This is a genomic window from Schaalia sp. JY-X159, from assembly GCF_014525425.1.
GTDB lineage: Bacteria > Actinomycetota > Actinomycetes > Actinomycetales > Actinomycetaceae > Scrofimicrobium.
Genome location: NZ_JACEXI010000002.1, coordinates 432,275 through 448,658, shown reverse-complemented (window position 1 = coordinate 448,658; position 16,384 = coordinate 432,275). Strand labels below are relative to the sequence as shown.

Here is a 16,384-nt window from a genome sequence, read left to right as displayed (position 1 = left end):
ATGTAGGCGTAGAAGGTGGCGCTAGAGGGGGTTGTCCATCGTCAGCGAAACACGCGCTTGCCATTTGGCGGGCCAGCGTCGGCCCCAAATGTGGGATGCGCAGGCTCAAGCAGCGAGTGTGTGCGAACAGCTAGAACACATTCGCTCAAGCAAACACTGAAGCCCACCCTGGTCCGCATCCGGATCTTCCGGGTGCCATTGCACGCCGACCACAGGAGCGGACACGTGTTCAATGGCTTCGATTGTCCCGTCGTCGGCTGTCGCCGTGACCGCAAGATCGGATCCGAGGCGAGAGACCGCCTGGTGGTGTGCGCTGTGAATCATGGTGCGCAGTCCGCCATCCAGGGATACGGGATCGGCCGTGGGGCATGAACCCAATGCGGTGGCTAAGCGTGAACCCGCGGCAATGTTCACCGTGTGCCTAGCGAACTCGAAGTCCTTCATGAGGTCCGGGCTGGAATGGCCTGGATTGTCGCTGATGTCCTGGGTCAGTGTTCCCGACATTGCGACGTTCAGGGCTTGCATTCCCCGGCAAATCCCCAGGGTCGGAGTGTGGGTTGCAACTGCCCGACGGATGAGGGCGAGTTGCGCTCGGTCACTGCGGGGGAAGTGCTCGGTAGCGTTTTCGTAGCGGCTCTGCCCGTTGTAGAAACGGGGAGAAAGGTCCGGTCCGCCCATGATGACGAGGGCGTCTGCCGTGGAAAGCTTGTGAAGGGCCTTGCGAGGTCCGTCCTCTTCACCCCATGAAATCACCGTGTTCCAGCGATCCGCAGCCCGTTCGATGATTGAACCAAGCAGGCGCAGTGTCAACTCAGCTTCACGCGGATCATCGGAGCGATGCAGTGCAACGCCCGAAATCAGCAGTGTAGGACGAAAGTCTGAGGTTTCCACAAGACAGAAAACTACCAGGAACTCTCTACCCAGGGGAAGACGTCCAAATGTTGAATCGGCTAGTGGGGGAGAATGCGGGAAAGAAACTCCTTTGCCCGCTCCGACTTGGGGTTGTCGAAGAACTCGTTTGGCGTGGCCTCTTCAACAATCTTCCCGTCGGCCATGAACACCAGGGAATCCCCGGCCTTGCGCGCAAAACCCATCTCGTGGGTGACAACGACCATGGTCATTCCGCCGGCGGCCAGCCCCTCCATCACGTCGATAACCTCGGTGATCATTTCGGGGTCGAGGGCGGATGTGGGTTCATCGAACAACATCACCTTGGGGTGCATGGCCAGAGCGCGTGCGATGGCGGCTCGCTGCTGTTGGCCTCCCGAGAGCTGTGCGGGCAGCTTCTGCGCCTGGTCGGCGAGCCCAACCCGGGTCAGCAGCTCCATTGCCTCCGCTTCAGCCTGGTCCTTCTTCATCCCCTTCACCTTGATGGGCCCGAGAGTCACGTTATCCAAGACCGACATGTGAGAGAACAGGTTGAAGGATTGGAAGACCATTCCGACCTCGGACCGAAGGTTTGCTAGAGCCTTGCCTTCATCAGGTAGCACTTCACCATCGATGAGGATCTCTCCGGAGGTGATGGTTTCAAGACGGTTAATTGCCCGGCACAGGGTGGACTTTCCAGAACCGGACGGGCCGATGACAACGACGACCTCGCCGGGATTGACGGTGAGTGAGACGTCGTCCAACGCCATGAAGTCCCCGTAGTGTTTGGTGACGTTGCGAACTTGCACAACCGGCTCAACGCCCGGTCTTGTCGTTGCGCTCATCGAAATCCTTCTTCCCGTGAAAGCCCTCACGCCATAATTGCACAGCAGTCATCATCACACAGCATAGGAAAGGCAACCCTAAGTTAGTAGCCTGGGAACGGGTGCGCAGATCGCGCAACCCGATTGGGAGGAACTGTGGGCAAGCACCGTGTTGTAATCGTTGGTTCGGGATTTGGTGGGTTGTTTGCGGCCCGCTACCTGGCAAAGGCGGATGTGCAGGTCAAACTGATTTCCAAGGTGGGGCATCACCTTTTCCAGCCACTTCTCTATCAGGTCGCCACCGGAATTCTCTCCCAGGGTGAGATTGCCCCGGCAACGCGTGAGATCCTCAAGCGGCAACGCAACGCACAGGTTGTTTTGGGGACCGTCGAGGACGTTGACCCGGACAAGAAGGTTGTCTACTGGCGCAACTACGGCCGCCAGAAGGCCACACCCTACGACACGTTGATTATTGCTGCCGGGGTTGGCCAGTCCTACTTCGGCAACGACCACTTTTCGACCTTTGCGCCCGGGATGAAGACCATTGATGACGCGCTAGAACTGCGTGCGCGGATATTTGCCGCGTTTGAGCAGGCCGAGGTGGAGGACGATCCAGAGAAGATCAAGAAGCTGCTGACCTTCGTGGTTGTGGGAGCCGGTCCGACAGGCGTGGAGATCGCCGGACAGATCCGCGAGTTGGCGGTGCACACCCTGAAGCATGAGTTCCGCAACATCAATCCCAGTGACTCGCGGGTTCTCTTGGTCGAGGGCGGCCCGCACCCACTTCCCACCTTCGGTAAGGAGCTTGGTGCACGCACGGTTGAGGCACTCGACAAGTTGGGTGTGGAATTCCGCGGTAACACCTTTGTAACTGACATCGATGCGGACTCCGTAACGATGAAGAACAAGGTCGGCAACCACGAGGTGCTACCCAGTGCCTGCAAGGTCTGGGCGGCTGGGGTGCAGGGACCACCCCTTGCGAAGGTCCTTTCTGAAAGGACCGGTGTAACCCTTGATCGAGCTGGCCGCGTGCAGGTTAAGCCGGATCTGACTGTGAGTGGCTACCCTGACATCTTTGTCATAGGGGACATGATGAGCTTGGAGGGAGTTCCGGGGGTCGCCCAGGGAGCGATTCAGGCGGCACGATTTGCGACTGACAAGATCAAGGCTCGCCTGGCGGGGATCTCCCCCAAGCGAACCACATTTGGGTACCGCGACAAGGGGTCGATGGCAACGATTGCTCGTTCACAGGCAGTGGCCAGCATCGGCGATCTTCAGTTGGATGGTTTCCCCGCATGGACGGCGTGGTTGGGGTTGCACATCCTCTACATCACGGGCTTCAAGTCCAGGGTCTCGACACTGTTCCACTGGGGGGTCAGTTTCGCGTCGCAGGCGCGGTCGGAGCGAACCTCAACAAACCAGCAGCTGGTCGGACGCCTAGCCATCGCGGAACTTGGGCGTGGGGGATCAACCCGGTTGGTTCGCGGTGAAAGCCCCTTGGAGGTGTACGAGGCCGCTTTGTCCCAAGATGACTAAGAGGATGGCCCCCTCACCAGACTGGTTAGTCGGAAAGGGGACCACTTCTATGGTTCAGGCTACTTTTCTTCGTCAGCTGCCTCTTCGGCTGCTTCCTCTACGGCCTCTTCCGCAAGTGCTTCTTCGATGGCCTCCACCAGAGCCTCATCGAGTGCAGCATCAGCATCTACCTCGGCCTCGGCGTCCTCGTCCCGCAGGTCAACCCAGTATTCCTCAGCCCAGGGATCCTCAACGGGGCGCGAACGGCGCCACAGCAGGTAGGCAATCCCGCCCGCACCGGCGGCTGCTAGCGACCAGCCAAGCGCCTTCCGCCCACCGTGAGAGGACTTCGCCTTGGAGTGCTTCTCTAGGTTGGAAAGCGCGGCTTCGCCGTGTGCTTCCAAGTCATCCAACTTGCTCTTTGTCGCGTCTAGGGTCTTCTGTGCCACGGGGACACCTACCTCGATCGCCTTCTCAGCAACAGCCTCCGCGGCTTCCGCAGCGTTGGTCAGTATCTCCGATGCCTTCACTTTGAGTTCTTCTACGTCCCGCATTTTCGCCCTCGCTGTTCGTAAGCGTTTACATTCCCTACCTAAGTTAGTCTGGTTCGTCACGTCTCGCTACCTAAAGGGAGTGGATATTCATTTCTACATGAATCCACATACGTCGCAGTGCGGCTAGCATGGGGAAAAATAGCGTCCCAACACAGGAGTTGCCATGTCCAAGGTTCGTGCTTACGCGTGCAATGACACTTCGTCACAGTTTCACCCCCACACCATTGAACTTTCAGATCCGGGGCCCAAGGACGTCCTGTTTGACGTCAAATACGCGGGGATCTGCCACTCTGATATTCATACAGCTCGTGGGGAGTGGGGCCCGCAGAAGTATCCGCTCGTGCCGGGGCATGAGATTGCCGGAGTCGTCACCGCGGTCGGCGACCAAGTTACGAAATTCGCCATTGGCGATCATATCGGTGTGGGGTGCATGACCGGTTCGTGTCTGTCCGACCCGGATACGTCCGAGGACGAAATATGCGAGCAGTGCGCTGCGGGACATGAGAACTTCTGTGTCGGAAGCGGCACCCTGTGGACGTATGGTGACGACAGGGACGGTAACCCGACGGCTGGTGGCTACTCCCAGACATTCAAAGTTGATGAACGCTTCGGGTTGAAGATCCCCGATTCCATCCCCCTGGATACCGCAGCCCCTCTGCTGTGTGCCGGCATCACCACGTACTCTCCGCTGAAGCGGTGGGGTGCTGGACCCGGAAAGAAAGTTGCAGTCGTGGGGATGGGAGGCTTGGGGCACATGGGCGTGCAGTTAGCAGCCGCGATGGGTGCCGACGTTTCCGTGATCTCGCAGACCCGGGCAAAGGAAGAGGACGCTCGCAGGCTGGGTGCCAGTAGCTTTTATGCTTCAAGTGAAGAGGGAACCCTGCGTTCTCTGCGCAACACCTTTGACATTATTCTCTGCACGGTTTCAGCCTCTGACTTCGACTACAACTCTTACTTTGCTGCACTGAAGGCGTTCGGAGTTTTTGTGAATGTCGGTCTCCCGGAGGATCCGGCAACAATAGATCTCAACGCGCTCATATCTGGCGATAAAGTACTTGCCGGATCCAACATAGGTGGAATCCCCGTCACCCAGGAGATGCTCGACTTCTGCGCAGAGCACAACATTGCATCTGTAGTGGAAGTCATTGGGGGAGACGATATCACGCAGGCCTACGACAACGTTGTGAATTCAAAGGTCCGCTACCGTTACGTCATCGACACGGCGACGTTCTAGTCAGCCCGCGTAGACTGGTGACGAACTTTAACCACCAGAAGGTAGAGGACGAAATGCAGACTGCAGTAATTCACACCAGCATGGGTGACATCCGAGTAGAGCTTTACCCGGCACAGGCCCCCACCACTGTTAAGAACTTTGTTGGGCTTGCAAAAGGTGAGCGGGAATGGACCGACTCCGCTTCCGGATCCAAGACCTCCCGTCCCCTCTATGACGGAACAATCTTCCACCGTGTTATCCCTAACTTCATGATTCAGGGTGGGGACCCGGAAGGTACGGGCATGGGCGGCCCCGGCTACCAGTTCAATGATGAGATTTCGCCGGAACTGACCTTCTCCGAACCCTACTTGCTGGCAATGGCAAACGCTGGAAAACGGTTTGGTAAGGGCACGAATGGTTCGCAGTTCTTCATTACTGTTGCGCCAACACCGTGGCTGAATGGAAAGCACACGATTTTTGGCAAGGTCATCGATGAAGATTCGAAGGCACTGGTTGACGCCATCTCTAACGTTGCGACAGGCGCTCAGGATCGTCCGGTTACCCCCGTGGTCATTGAGAGTATTGAAGTAGAGGACTAGGAGAAGGCTTCACCGCTGGGCCTCCCGAGAGTCTGTAGGTAGAGAATGAGTGAAATCCCCAGGTTTGGACAACGGTCAACGTCACCGCGCCAAGAGATGTGTCCGAAGCATCCCGGACGTCCTGCCGTAGCGTTCTGTAAACGTTGCAACCGTCCAACGTGTCAGGATTGCACGATACCGACAGAGGTCGGTTCTGTGTGTGTCGACTGCGCAGGTCCGGGGGCAAAGCAGAGGCTTCGAAGGGTTTCCCTAGCGGGGACACAGTTCGCGGGAGCTCCTGTAACGCTGGCGTTGGTCATCATCAACGTGGTGATGTTTGTTGTCCAAGAGGTCTGGTCGGGGGCATTTCAGGTTCTTGCCATGTCGCCGTTGGCGGCTTACATGGAGCCGTGGCGCTTGCTCACCACCACCTTCCTCCATTCTGGGCTGTGGCACATCCTCTTCAATATGCTGATGTTGTACATCTTGGGGTCGGCGGTTGAGAGAGCTGTGGGGCACTGGAAGTTTGCTTCCATTTACCTCTTCAGTGCTCTGGTTGGCTCAATGGCCATTATCGCCTGGGTCTTTGTCAGTCCTGAGACCATCACTCAGGCAACCATCGGAGCATCTGGCGCAATCTACGGATTGTTTGGTGCAGTGTTCATTGCGCACCGCAGGTCCGGAATGTCCACCTCGGGGATCCTTGTGCTCCTGGGGATAAACCTGGCCTACGCATTGATTGTGCCGGGGATTTCCTGGCAGGCCCACATCGGTGGTTTCCTCGGGGGCCTACTGGCTACAGCCGTGTATATGTGGGTTGTTGATTTGACGCGCGGCCCAAGGCGCTCGCAACGAACACTTTGGGAGGTCGTTGCTACGGTCGGGCTTTTTGGGGCTTTCGCAATTGGTACTTGGGGACTGTATGCAGTACTTATCCCCAGCCTGCTTGGTTGATTGCCGGGGGAGCCGGCCGGTCAGACCCTGTTTACATCGATGTAGTTATCCCCACCTGTGGAAACGGGTGGGGATAACTATTTATCGCTGGGGATAAGTGGTTGCTCTTGGGTTGAGCGGCCTGCTAACGCCACTTTAAAGTCATGAGGAAACCAGCCATCATCAGAGCGATTCCAATTGCCATGTTGCCCCAGCCAATGCCTGGGATTGGGTAAAGGGTTCCCGAGAAGTAGTAGATGACGAGCCAGACAAGACCCACGATCATCAGCGTAATGAAGGTTGGTGCCCACCAGGATGGACTAAGGGGGATACCCTTCGTCCAGCTATCTGGAACATCTTCTTGGTCGACCATCTTCTGACGGTCGTTGTCCTTCTTCTTTGACTCAGCCACTTTTCCTCCGTCTGCACCGCTGCCTCACGACTTTCGCTTGGAGCCTTCCCATAGACTAGTATCTGCACTACTTTTCAACCAAGCGGGATGACTCTTACCACGTCAAGTTCGCCCTCCAGTACCGGAAAGGGGTCGTGATGCAGGCGAAGCATACGACGACGGTGCTGGTGGTAACCGTTATGGCAGGACTACTCTTCGGGATTTCTGCATCAAACGCGCGGGAGCAGGGTTCACTTGCTGAAACCGACCTTGCAGGCCTCGTAGCTCAGCAGCAGAATGCCGTCGTGGAGCTGGAAGAGTCCGTTGACGGGTTGCGACGACAGCAGGATGATTTGGTTGCCTTTCAGATTCCAGCAGCACAGGAGCAGAGTGCCATTCTGGCATTGCGTGGGGAGTTGGTGGGTCCGGGACTCACGGTGATGCTGGATGATGCTCCAGCGGATTTTCAACTGGACGATTCCGTCAGCGTCAATGACGCTGTTGTCCATCAGCAGGATGTTGATTCGGTCATGAACGCATTGTGGCTCGGCGGAGCAGAGGCCATGTCAGTGCAGGGTGTTCGCATCACGGCCAGCACTCCGGTTAGGTGCGTTGGCAATGTAATTCTGGTGGGTGTGCGATCGTTTGCGCCCCCCTACAGGATCATGGCGATCGGAAACGTCGCGGGGATGACCGCCAGCTTGGACGGTGACGAATCGGTTAGGCTCTATCGAGAAGACGCGGCACGGTATCAGATGGGTTGGGACGTGACTGTCGCTGATCGAGTAACAGTTCCGGCAGCAAATGAGCTGTCGTCACTGCAGTTCGCAAGCATTGAGAAAGGAAGCTAGCGTGGCAGAAACCGGAGCACCTCCACGCAGAAAGACCTCCCCGTGGAGGACCCTGGTTGGGGTTTTCGGTGAACTGCTCATCACAGTGGGCCTGTTCTTGATGCTCTTCATCGTCTGGCAGCTGTGGTGGACCTCTTTTCAGCTCGAAGGCAGTGTGAGGTCAGAGATCAGCAGGTTCCAAGAGGAATTTCCGCCCTCGCCAACCGGTACAGAGGAAACACAGTTCACGGATATTCAGAGGACGGATGACCCACCTCCAGCTGGTGATATCCCAGAGGACGAAATTTTCGCATTGCTGCACGTCCCAAGATGGAACTTCCGTGTTATGCCGATAGCCCAGGGTACAAGCCACTACGTTCTCGACAATGGGTGGGCCGGTCACTATCCAGAAACGCAGCAGGCCGGGGAAATTGGAAACTTCGCGATCGCTGCGCACCGCCGTACCTACATGAACAACTTCCGACATATCGACACGTTGGAGGACGGCGATCCGATCGTGGTTGAGACCGCCGATGCGTACCTCGTATATGCGGTGACCGGACGAGAGATTGTTGACCCCAGTGCAGTGAGAGTTGTCTTGCCGGTGCCAAACGAGCCCGGGGTTGAGCCTACAAAGCGCATCATGACCATGACAACATGCCATCCCGAGTTTGGGAACACGGAGCGCTTCATTGTCTGGAGCGAAATGCAGTACTGGGTCCCAAAGTCAGACGGGATACCCATTGTGTTGAAAGATGAACCTGCCGGCGGCGGGCACGACGGAACGTGAGGTAGACACAATGTACGGATGGATCTTCCGCCACCTACCGGGCCCGGTGTGGCTCAAAGTGGTCTGGGCACTGCTGCTTGTGGCTGCCGTGGTATTCGCCCTCTTCGAGTGGGTCTACCCATGGTTCAACGCCACCTTCTTTGATACGACGGTCACCACGTAGCCCCGCCTCAGTCTCCTGACTGCGGCGGGTCTGGCGTTGGGGCAGGCGCGGGACCCGTTGAAACAACCAGGTTAATCACCTGACCCTGGGGCACAACACCCGTGGGACTCATTGAGATCACCGCACCCTCCGGGACGGTGTCACTGTGCTCGTAAGTGATGTTTGGGACCCCTCTTAGAGCTTCAATTCGGGCAATAGCGTCGCTGATTGGTTGACCAACCATCCCCGGCATCTCAACCTGGCCCGATGAGACCGTCAGGTTAATCCGAGCGCCCTTCTTCTCCGTGCTGCCACTGGCGGGACTTGAGCGAATCACAATGTCCTTTGCAAACTCCGCATCATTTGCGGTGTCAACTCTGCCCACCACGAATCCTGCACCCTCCAGCAGTGCGGTCGCGTCTGTCAGTGAAAGGCCCGATGTCACAGGTACCTCTTCGGAGGACGCCCCACCCGAGAGGCGAACAACCACGGTTGTCCCAACCTCAGCTTCGCTGCCGGCCGACGGATTAGTCTCCGCGACGTTTCCCTCTTCAATTTCCGAATCCATCACGGGATTCGCACTATCTAAGCTGAACACAAGCCCTTCGGCCTCGATAGCGGTTCTGGCTTGCACCTGTGACAATCCAATGACATCTGGTACGGGGACCAACTCCGCCTCAGGCGTTGAACTGGGTCGCATCATCATGGAAATAACAAGCCCGACCATTGCTGCGGCCAAGGCAACCAGTAGCCATATGAGAACCGTCAGCCCCGTGTTCTTCTTTTTCTTCTGTGCTTGCCCAGTGGCTGGTATGGCCCCGGTTGTTGTCGGGTCCCCAACCCCAGTTTGCGTTCCCGCACGAGTGGGACCGGTGTAAGCCATCGTCTGCGTCGCGGCGTTCATCTGCTGGGTTGCTGCCCCCATTGCCTGGGTGACTGCCGTTTGGCTAAGGGCTGCGCCGGCAGCCGCTCCTGCCGCTCCTGCTGCCAAATAGGCTGCGACAGGTGGAGCCTGAATGGGGAGCCCATCGGCGGCACGCATCAGGTCAACTTCCATGTCGGACGCGCTCGCGTAGCGGTCTGTAGGGTTCTTAGCCAGGGCTTTCATTGTCACCCGGTCCAGTTCGGATGGCACATCACTAGCTAAAGAGGAAGGCACAGGCGGTGACTCGTTGACGTGTTGGTAGGCCAGGGAAACCGCGGAATCCCCGTTGAAAGGCGCCTGTCCGGTCAAGAGCTCAAACAGCAGACAGCCCGCAGAGTAGATATCAGATCTCTCATCCACAGACTCGCCGCGTGCCTGTTCAGGCGAAAGATATTGCGCCGTGCCAATGACCGCATTCGTCTGAGTCATTGTGGCTTGCGAATCTGCCAGCGCCCGGGCAATGCCGAAGTCCATGACTTTGACTTTGCCGCTATTCGTCAGCATGACGTTTCCTGGCTTGATGTCACGATGAACCAGCCCTGCAGAGTGCGCATACTGCAGGGCATTCAAGACCCCGCTGGTAATCTCAACGGCCTCGGGAATCGGCACGGGGGTAGCGTCGCTCAAGAGCTCCTTGACCGTATGCCCCTCCACGTACTCCATAACGATGTAGGGAACCGAGATGACCTTCCCATCTGAGCCACGCACCGGTTCGTCACCCGTGTCATACACGGCCACGATGTTCGGGTGGTTCAGAGAAGCTGATGCTTGCGCCTCGCGCCGGAACCGCGTCTGGAAGACGGCATCCCGAGCCAGGTCGATGCGGAGCATCTTGATCGCCACCAAGCGCGAAAGCCGAGTATCGCGGCCCAGATGCACCTGGGCCATTCCGCCCCGCCCAATGAGCGAACGGACCTCGTATCTTCCCCCTAGTAGACGGGAATCGGTGTCAGCCATGGTTCAACCTCCAGATATATGGATGCACTCCCCTGGGGGACGTACGCGGTGGTTTTAGGTTCATCCCGCAGCATCGCGATAATGATGAGGATGATTGTGAGGATGATCAGTCCCCCTATGACCAGTAGGCCAGGGTCCAGTGAAGGCTTGGTATCGGGTCTGGACTCTGCTCGGGTGGGTATCTTCTCCCGCGGAGAAGGGGCATTCCTTTCACCCTCCTTGAGCGGTACCCACTTCCGTGGTGGTGGTGCCGCGGGGCGCGGTGTGAAGGAAACCGCTGACGGTCGAATTCTCTGGGGTTCACGATCGACCTCAACGGCCGCGGCCGCTTCGGGTACGCGTCTCAGTGGTGTCATCCCAGCGGTTGTCCCAAGCTCTTCGGCCACATGGTTCAAGAGTCTTACAAGTGCGGTTCCTGAAGTGGGTCGGTCTGACGGGTCCTTCTCAAGCAACCTATACACAACATCCGCAAGAGGTTGAGGAACATCATCGGGAAGTGCAGGCACGTCCTCGTTCACGTGTGCCATCGCAATCTCAACAACAGTCTTGCCGGTGAACGGACGGTAGCCTGCAAGTGCCTCATATGCGATCACACCCAGGGAGTACAGGTCTCCTGAATGCGTGGCCACAGAACCCATGGCCTGTTCCGGCGCCAAGTACTGAGCGGTTCCCATGACCATCCCAATCGCGGTCAGGTTCGCTTGTCCGGCGGTGTACGAAATCCCGAAGTCAGTTAGCTTCACCATGCCGTCTGGGCGGACCATTATATTCGCGGGCTTTATGTCGCGGTGAATAATCCCTGCCTGGGCAGCTCCGTCGAGGGCGAATGCGGTTTGACTAAGGATAGGAATCAGTTCCTCTGCGCTCAGACGTTTGCCATCGCCAACGTAGTTCGTCAGGGGCTCACCCGCGACCAACTCCATGACGATCCACCCCTGACCATCACTTTCACCCGAATCGAGAACTGCGGCAATATTGGGGTGGTGGGCTTTCATGGCGTTGCGTGCTTCAATGCGCAGACGCGACAAAGAAATCTCCTCGCCTGTCAGCTCTGGCCGCAGCACCTTGGCTGCAACCAGTGTTCCGGTTCGCGTATCACGGGCACGCCACACCTCTCCCATCCCGCCTGTAGCGATGCGGTTGATGAGGTTGTAGCGTCCCTGCAACTGCAATCCCGGCCTCAGCGGGGGGACGGTCCCACTGTGGGACGAGGGCGAAACCGGAGTATTGGTCATCGCAAACCTACTTCCAAGAGGGCGCCTGCGATTGGGGCAGCCACGTCACCTCCGTGAGGTGCAGGTCGCGCCTCTGTGCCTTCAACCAACACCGCAACAACCAGCTGGGGGTCGTCTGCGGGTGCGTATGCGACAGTCCAAGCATTTGTCCTGGCACCGTCCCCGACCTCGGCAGTGCCCGTCTTGGCGGCAACTTGGATGTTAGGCAGAGCCGCAGCTTGCCCAGAGCCGTAGCTCTCGTTCACTGCGGCAACCATCATTGAGCCAATCTCGCTGGCAATACTTGCACTCACTGGGTTGCCGATCGACCTCGGGTCAGTAGTGGAGCGCACCTGGTTGTCGGCGTCAACAATCGACTCCACCATGAAAGGCTCCATCATTTCGCCACCGTTCGCGATGCTTTGGGTGACCATCGCCATCTGCATAGGGGTTGCCTGCACTTCGAACTGGCCGATCGAACTCATCGCGAGTTGGGCTGCATCCACATTGGCCGGGAAGGTTGACGGGGTGACGGTCAAGGGGATCTTGAAGGTCTCACCAAATCCGAACCGCTCGGCCATTTCGGCGAGGGCGCCCTCGGACAATGTCTGAGATTCGATGACGAAGGCCGTGTTGCAGGAACGAGCGAAGGCCTCGGTCAAGGTCGGATTGCCGTCCCCACACTCGGATTGATCCACGTTTGAGATTGACGTGTCAGTGTTAGGAAGCACGGTAGATACGGGGGCCTCAACGTTGGTGTTTGGTGAAACTCCGGCCTCCAGAAGTGCAGCCGTCGTAATGATCTTGAAAACAGATCCCGGTGCGTAGCGGTTTCCCGCAATGGCCCGATTATCAAGGGGACGAGCCGGGTCCGCTTCTAAGGTTGCGGCAGCCTCAGCGGCAATGGAGGTGTCCAGTGAGGAGAGTGGATTCGGGTCGAAAGACGGTGAGGAGTACAGTGCGCGAACTGCTGACGTCTTGGCGTCAAGCACGACAACAGCGCCAGGATTAGAGCCAAGAAGGTCAGCTGCGGAACGCTGCAAGTCTGGATTGATGGTGGTCACAACACCGCCGCCCTGGCGGGGTTTCCCAGCAATAAGCGAACGCATTCTCTGCCAGAACAGTGTGCTGCCCTCACCCTCCAACACGGATGACTCCGCGGCTTCCATTCCGGTTGCAGAAAGGTTCACGGCGGAGAAATATCCGGTGACTGCCGCGTACAGATCCCCTTCGGGGTAGGAACGTTGAAAGCGCGTAGAATCTTCCTCGCGTTCTGAGAACGCAACGGGACTTCCAGCAACGATGATCGGCCCACGATCACGTTCCGCTGCCTCAAGGTAGCGTCTGGCATTGCGGCTGTCAGCGACCAGGTCGGGTGCCTGCACAAACTGCACCCACGTCACGGCTATGCCGAGCATAGCGAAGAGGCCGAGGACGACCAGGAAGATGCGGCGGATCTGTGGGTTCATACGCTCACCTCCGGCACTGAGGCGGTGGTGGGAGCCGGTTCATCTCTCTTCGCGTCACCCACATACCACGGTTGGGGGCGTGGACCTGGCCGACGAGCACTGTCGGAGATGCGTAGCAGTAGACCAACCATGATCCACGAAGACAGAAGCGAGGAACCCCCCTGAGCAAGGAACGGAGCAGTAAGACCTGTCAGGGGGATGAGCAATGTGATCCCACCCAGGACAACAAACACCTGAAGTGCAAACGAAAATGACAGCCCGACAGCAAGCAGCTTTCCAAACCCGTCGCGGGACCCGAGGCCAGCCCGTAAGCCGCGTTCAATGAGCAGCAGATAGAGCAAGAGGATGGCGATAATACCCACCAGGCCAAGTTCTTCGGCTAGTGAAGAGAGTATGAAGTCAGAATGTGCGAGCGGTACCAGCTGCGGGTATCCCCGTCCCCATCCCGTCCCCAACAGCCCGCCCGTAGCCATTCCGAACAGTCCTTGTACGACTTGAAAGGACCCTCCCGTCGCATCGTAAACCGCTGGGTCGAGGGCGTTGAGCCAGACCGTGAACCTGTTCTGGACGTGAGGGAATGCCTTTATGGCAACGAATGCCGCAGGAATGAAAAGAACGGCGCCTATGACAAGCCAAGACATCCTATTCGTTGCCACGTAGAGCATCGCGACGAAGAGGCCGAAGAAGAGCAGTGAAGTTCCCAAGTCCTTCTGAAGCACCAAGATTGCGATACCGAGGAGCCAAACCACAAGGATTGGACCCAAGTCGCGGAGGCGGGGCATTCTCATACCGAGCACCTTTGGACCGCCGACAGACAGCTTGTCCCGGTTTGCCACCAGATAACCGGCAAAGAAGATTGCCAAAGTGACCTTCACGAACTCAGCTGGTTGGAATGTGAAACCGGCGATCTGTGCCCACACTTGCGAGCCGAAGTTCTCCACACCGATGCCCGGAATAACGGGTAGCAGGAGGAGCAGAAGCGAAATCACCATGAACGTGTAGGTGTACTTGGCAAGTGACCTGTGGTTGCGAACAACTACTAGGACAGCGGCCATCGCCACCACGCCACCGATTGCGAAAATCGCTTGCCGTGCGCTGTTCGTGCCATACCCCATCTGGGCATAGGAAAGGTCCAGGCGGTAAATCATCGCTAGTCCGAGGCCGGTCAGGGCAACCGCTATGGGCAGGATGACAGGGTCGGCGTAGGGGGCGGCGAAGCGAACTACGACCTCGGCGAAAACGGCGCTGCCGATGAACAGCGCCATGATCAGAGTGAGATTTGCCGGGGTCGCACCGGTCTTGTTGATACTTGCGAGGACGAGGCCGGAGAGGCCAATCGAGACGGCTATCACTAGCAGGACAAGCCGCGAAAACCCCAGGGTTCGCCCCGGTGAAACCTGAACGGTTGCCATCAGTCTCCCCCTGACATGGCTGGCAGTCCTGACTGCCCGCTCTGCGTCTCCCGGGCCAGCAGCGGCGGCTTCCGGGTGGAGGTTGTGATTGATCGTCCTCGTACTTCAGCAAGGTAGACGTCAATTTCTTCGAGGGATGAGCGCACGACAGGGTCTTCCAGGCGGACCTGGTCGGCTTCGGAGAGCTCATCGAGGGAAATGTCTGTCACTTCGATTGGTCTTGATAGCTCTAGCGAGAAAATCCGCTGAGGTATGCCTTGGAAGATGACGACGTTCCCATTGTCCTGCATCGCATAGTACTGGCTTTGAGACCACTTCCAGAGGGCTGCGTTTCCAGCTAGAACGACGAGGAGCGCCAAGAGTGTGACCCCTAGGATTGCCCACCGACGTCGACGCCGTGGTTTGGGTGAGGCTGCCTCCTGGTCGTCGAGCTCAGCGGCCTCGGCGGTTAGGGCCGCCGCTCTTCCGGCGGCCCCGTGGGTTCCCTTCGTGGGCTCGTTGTAGTTCACGGCTGCGGCCCCAACGACAATGGGCTGCTCACTGAGTGTCGAAAGATCGTCCTCGACATCCGCGACAATGCATGTCACATTGTCGGGACCGCCACCTAGTAGCGCGAGTTCCACAAGTTTTTCGCAGCAGGCGTCAGGGTCCTTCTTCTCAATCAGGACCTCTTGCAAGGTGTCCTCTGAAACGACTCCTGAAAGACCATCCGAACAGAGGAGCCAGCGGTCGCCCGGCACGGCCTCGCGCACCGTCTCATCCAGCTCAACCTCTCCAGGTGCGTCACCCAACACGCGAAGAATGTAGTTGCGTTTGGGGTGCGTCTCGGCCTCGTCCTTTGTGATTTGTCCGGTGTCGATCAGGTATTGAACAAAAGAGTGATCAGTGGTGATCTGGGTGAGCTTCCCATCGCGCAGCAGATAGGCGCGAGAGTCGCCGATGTGGGTCATGGCGAGCTTGTTGCCTGAACGAAGAATGGCTGTGCAGGTCGTGCCCAGTCCCCGCAGTTCACGATCATTCGAGGATCGTTCAACCAGCTCATTGTGTGCGTTTTGGAGAGCGCGGTTCATGGTCTCCAAAAGAGTGGAAGCAGTTCCGGAAAAGTCGTCCAATGGAGCCAGATTTGCAACCACAATCGAAGAAGCAATGTCTCCTCCCGCCGCCCCGCCCATTCCATCTGCGACAACTAGGAGTCGCGGTCCCGCATAAGCCGAATCCTGGTTGTTACGGCGAAGGAGGCCCACGTCGCTGCGCGCCGCGTAGACAAAGCCGATGGCCATCAGCTCACCAATTCGAAGGTAGTCTGGCCGATTCGTGCTGGAGTTCCGGTGACAAGGGCTTGTGGTTGGAAAACCCTCTCGTCCTCGACAAAAGTCCCGTTGGTTGATCCGAGGTCGATGAGGGTCCATTCTCCATCAACCTGGCGCAGTTCAGCATGTTTGGTGGACACGTATGGGTCGTCGAGAACAAGGGTTGATGACGGTGCGCGGCCTATGGAAATTGCCGCAGTGCCAAGTGGGAGCAGAGTTCCTGTTAGGGGACCCCCCGTGATCAGGAGCTTCGTAGGCTGACGACTGATTGCAGCCCGGCGTTCCTTCTTTGCCGACTTCTTCCTTCTCGCGGGATCAGGACGACCACTGCCGCGAGGTGTAACAAAGGTTCCGTAGATGTCACTACGCAGGGTTGCCACAACGGCAAGCACCATCAGCCACAAGAGGATGAGGAATCCAATGCGGAAAACAGTGAAAGCAAGGTCTGTGGTCACGGGCA

General features: G+C 57.9%; 17 protein-coding genes and 1 pseudogene. 8 read left to right on the top strand and 10 right to left on the bottom strand.

Annotated features, from left to right (window positions below):
• Window positions 1-105: 105 nt before the first annotated feature.
• Complete coding sequence (locus IDL90_RS04965) at window positions 106-891, bottom strand: gamma-glutamyl-gamma-aminobutyrate hydrolase family protein (protein ID WP_182141619.1); 786 nt, start codon at window positions 889-891, stop codon at window positions 106-108.
• A gap of 59 nt (window positions 892-950) precedes the next feature.
• Entirely contained in the window at window positions 951-1,712 is a 762-nt protein-coding gene (locus tag IDL90_RS04960; RefSeq protein ID WP_182141620.1) for an amino acid ABC transporter ATP-binding protein, read from the bottom strand.
• 135 nt (window positions 1,713-1,847) lie between these two features.
• Here IDL90_RS04960 and IDL90_RS04955 point away from each other — a divergent pair, with 135 nt between their 5' ends.
• On the top strand, window positions 1,848-3,227 hold the full coding sequence (locus IDL90_RS04955) for an NAD(P)/FAD-dependent oxidoreductase (protein ID WP_182141621.1): 1,380 nt from the start codon (window positions 1,848-1,850) through the stop codon (window positions 3,225-3,227).
• Between the two features lie 59 nt (window positions 3,228-3,286).
• On the opposite strand, the gene IDL90_RS04950 is transcribed toward IDL90_RS04955, so the two are convergent.
• Window positions 3,287-3,760 carry a hypothetical protein gene (locus tag IDL90_RS04950; protein WP_182141622.1) on the bottom strand — a complete coding sequence of 158 codons (474 nt, stop codon included), beginning with the start codon at window positions 3,758-3,760 and terminating at the stop codon, window positions 3,287-3,289.
• Between the two features lie 163 nt (window positions 3,761-3,923).
• Between IDL90_RS04950 and IDL90_RS04945 the strand changes: the two genes are divergently transcribed.
• The 4 genes and pseudogenes from IDL90_RS04945 (at window position 3,924) to IDL90_RS11465 (ending at window position 6,505) form a co-directional block, all read left to right on the top strand.
• A complete protein-coding gene (locus tag IDL90_RS04945; protein WP_182141623.1) occupies window positions 3,924-4,994 on the top strand; it encodes an NAD(P)-dependent alcohol dehydrogenase in 1,071 nt (356 codons plus the stop codon).
• A 53-nt stretch (window positions 4,995-5,047) separates the two neighbouring features.
• Window positions 5,048-5,572, top strand: coding sequence for a peptidylprolyl isomerase (locus IDL90_RS04940; protein WP_182141624.1), 525 nt, complete (start codon window positions 5,048-5,050; stop codon window positions 5,570-5,572).
• A 45-nt stretch (window positions 5,573-5,617) separates the two neighbouring features.
• Window positions 5,618-5,734: pseudogene (locus IDL90_RS11840) on the top strand (B-box zinc finger protein); the annotation flags it as partial.
• Between the two features lie 33 nt (window positions 5,735-5,767).
• The gene (locus IDL90_RS11465; RefSeq protein WP_316930286.1) at window positions 5,768-6,505 is read left to right on the top strand and encodes a rhomboid family intramembrane serine protease; all 738 of its coding nucleotides are present in this window, start codon (window positions 5,768-5,770) and stop codon (window positions 6,503-6,505) included.
• Window positions 6,506-6,629: 124 nt separating this feature from the next.
• Here the strand turns inward: IDL90_RS11465 and IDL90_RS04930 are convergent, their stop codons facing one another.
• A complete protein-coding gene (locus IDL90_RS04930; RefSeq protein ID WP_182141626.1) occupies window positions 6,630-6,896 on the bottom strand; it encodes a cell division protein CrgA in 267 nt (88 codons plus the stop codon).
• A 137-nt stretch (window positions 6,897-7,033) separates the two neighbouring features.
• Here IDL90_RS04930 and IDL90_RS04925 point away from each other — a divergent pair, with 137 nt between their 5' ends.
• Genes IDL90_RS04925 through IDL90_RS04915 form a run of 3 tightly spaced genes read left to right on the top strand, consistent with a single transcriptional unit; the run spans window position 7,034 to window position 8,658 of the window.
• A complete protein-coding gene (locus IDL90_RS04925; protein ID WP_187994569.1) occupies window positions 7,034-7,726 on the top strand; it encodes a DUF881 domain-containing protein in 693 nt (230 codons plus the stop codon).
• 1 nt (window position 7,727) lies between these two features.
• Window positions 7,728-8,495: a class E sortase gene (locus IDL90_RS04920; RefSeq protein ID WP_316930285.1), complete on the top strand. Its 768-nt coding sequence runs from the start codon at window positions 7,728-7,730 to the stop codon at window positions 8,493-8,495.
• 10 nt (window positions 8,496-8,505) lie between these two features.
• Entirely contained in the window at window positions 8,506-8,658 is a 153-nt protein-coding gene (locus tag IDL90_RS04915; protein ID WP_182141628.1) for a hypothetical protein, read from the top strand.
• A 7-nt stretch (window positions 8,659-8,665) separates the two neighbouring features.
• Here IDL90_RS04915 and pknB read toward each other — a convergent pair whose 3' ends face one another.
• Genes pknB through IDL90_RS04885 form a run of 6 tightly spaced genes read right to left on the bottom strand, consistent with a single transcriptional unit; the run spans window position 8,666 to window position 16,379 of the window.
• The gene (gene pknB, locus IDL90_RS04910; protein ID WP_187994567.1) at window positions 8,666-10,519 is read right to left on the bottom strand and encodes a Stk1 family PASTA domain-containing Ser/Thr kinase; all 1,854 of its coding nucleotides are present in this window, start codon (window positions 10,517-10,519) and stop codon (window positions 8,666-8,668) included.
• Window positions 10,492-11,754, bottom strand: a complete 1,263-nt coding sequence (locus IDL90_RS04905) for a serine/threonine-protein kinase (RefSeq protein ID WP_262509032.1) — start codon at window positions 11,752-11,754, stop codon at window positions 10,492-10,494. The genes pknB and IDL90_RS04905 overlap by 28 nt, the downstream gene beginning before the upstream one ends.
• Window positions 11,751-13,202 carry a penicillin-binding protein 2 gene (locus IDL90_RS04900; RefSeq protein WP_187994566.1) on the bottom strand — a complete coding sequence of 484 codons (1,452 nt, stop codon included), beginning with the start codon at window positions 13,200-13,202 and terminating at the stop codon, window positions 11,751-11,753. Before IDL90_RS04900 ends, IDL90_RS04905 begins: the two co-directional genes overlap by 4 nt.
• A complete protein-coding gene (locus tag IDL90_RS04895; protein ID WP_187994565.1) occupies window positions 13,199-14,614 on the bottom strand; it encodes an FtsW/RodA/SpoVE family cell cycle protein in 1,416 nt (471 codons plus the stop codon). Before IDL90_RS04895 ends, IDL90_RS04900 begins: the two co-directional genes overlap by 4 nt.
• Window positions 14,614-15,894 (bottom strand): PP2C family serine/threonine-protein phosphatase, encoded by a 1,281-nt coding sequence (locus IDL90_RS04890; RefSeq protein ID WP_187994564.1) that lies wholly within the window; start codon window positions 15,892-15,894, stop codon window positions 14,614-14,616. The genes IDL90_RS04895 and IDL90_RS04890 overlap by 1 nt, the downstream gene beginning before the upstream one ends.
• On the bottom strand, window positions 15,894-16,379 hold the full coding sequence (locus tag IDL90_RS04885; RefSeq protein ID WP_187994563.1) for an FHA domain-containing protein: 486 nt from the start codon (window positions 16,377-16,379) through the stop codon (window positions 15,894-15,896). Before IDL90_RS04885 ends, IDL90_RS04890 begins: the two co-directional genes overlap by 1 nt.
• Window positions 16,380-16,384 lie beyond the last annotated feature (5 nt).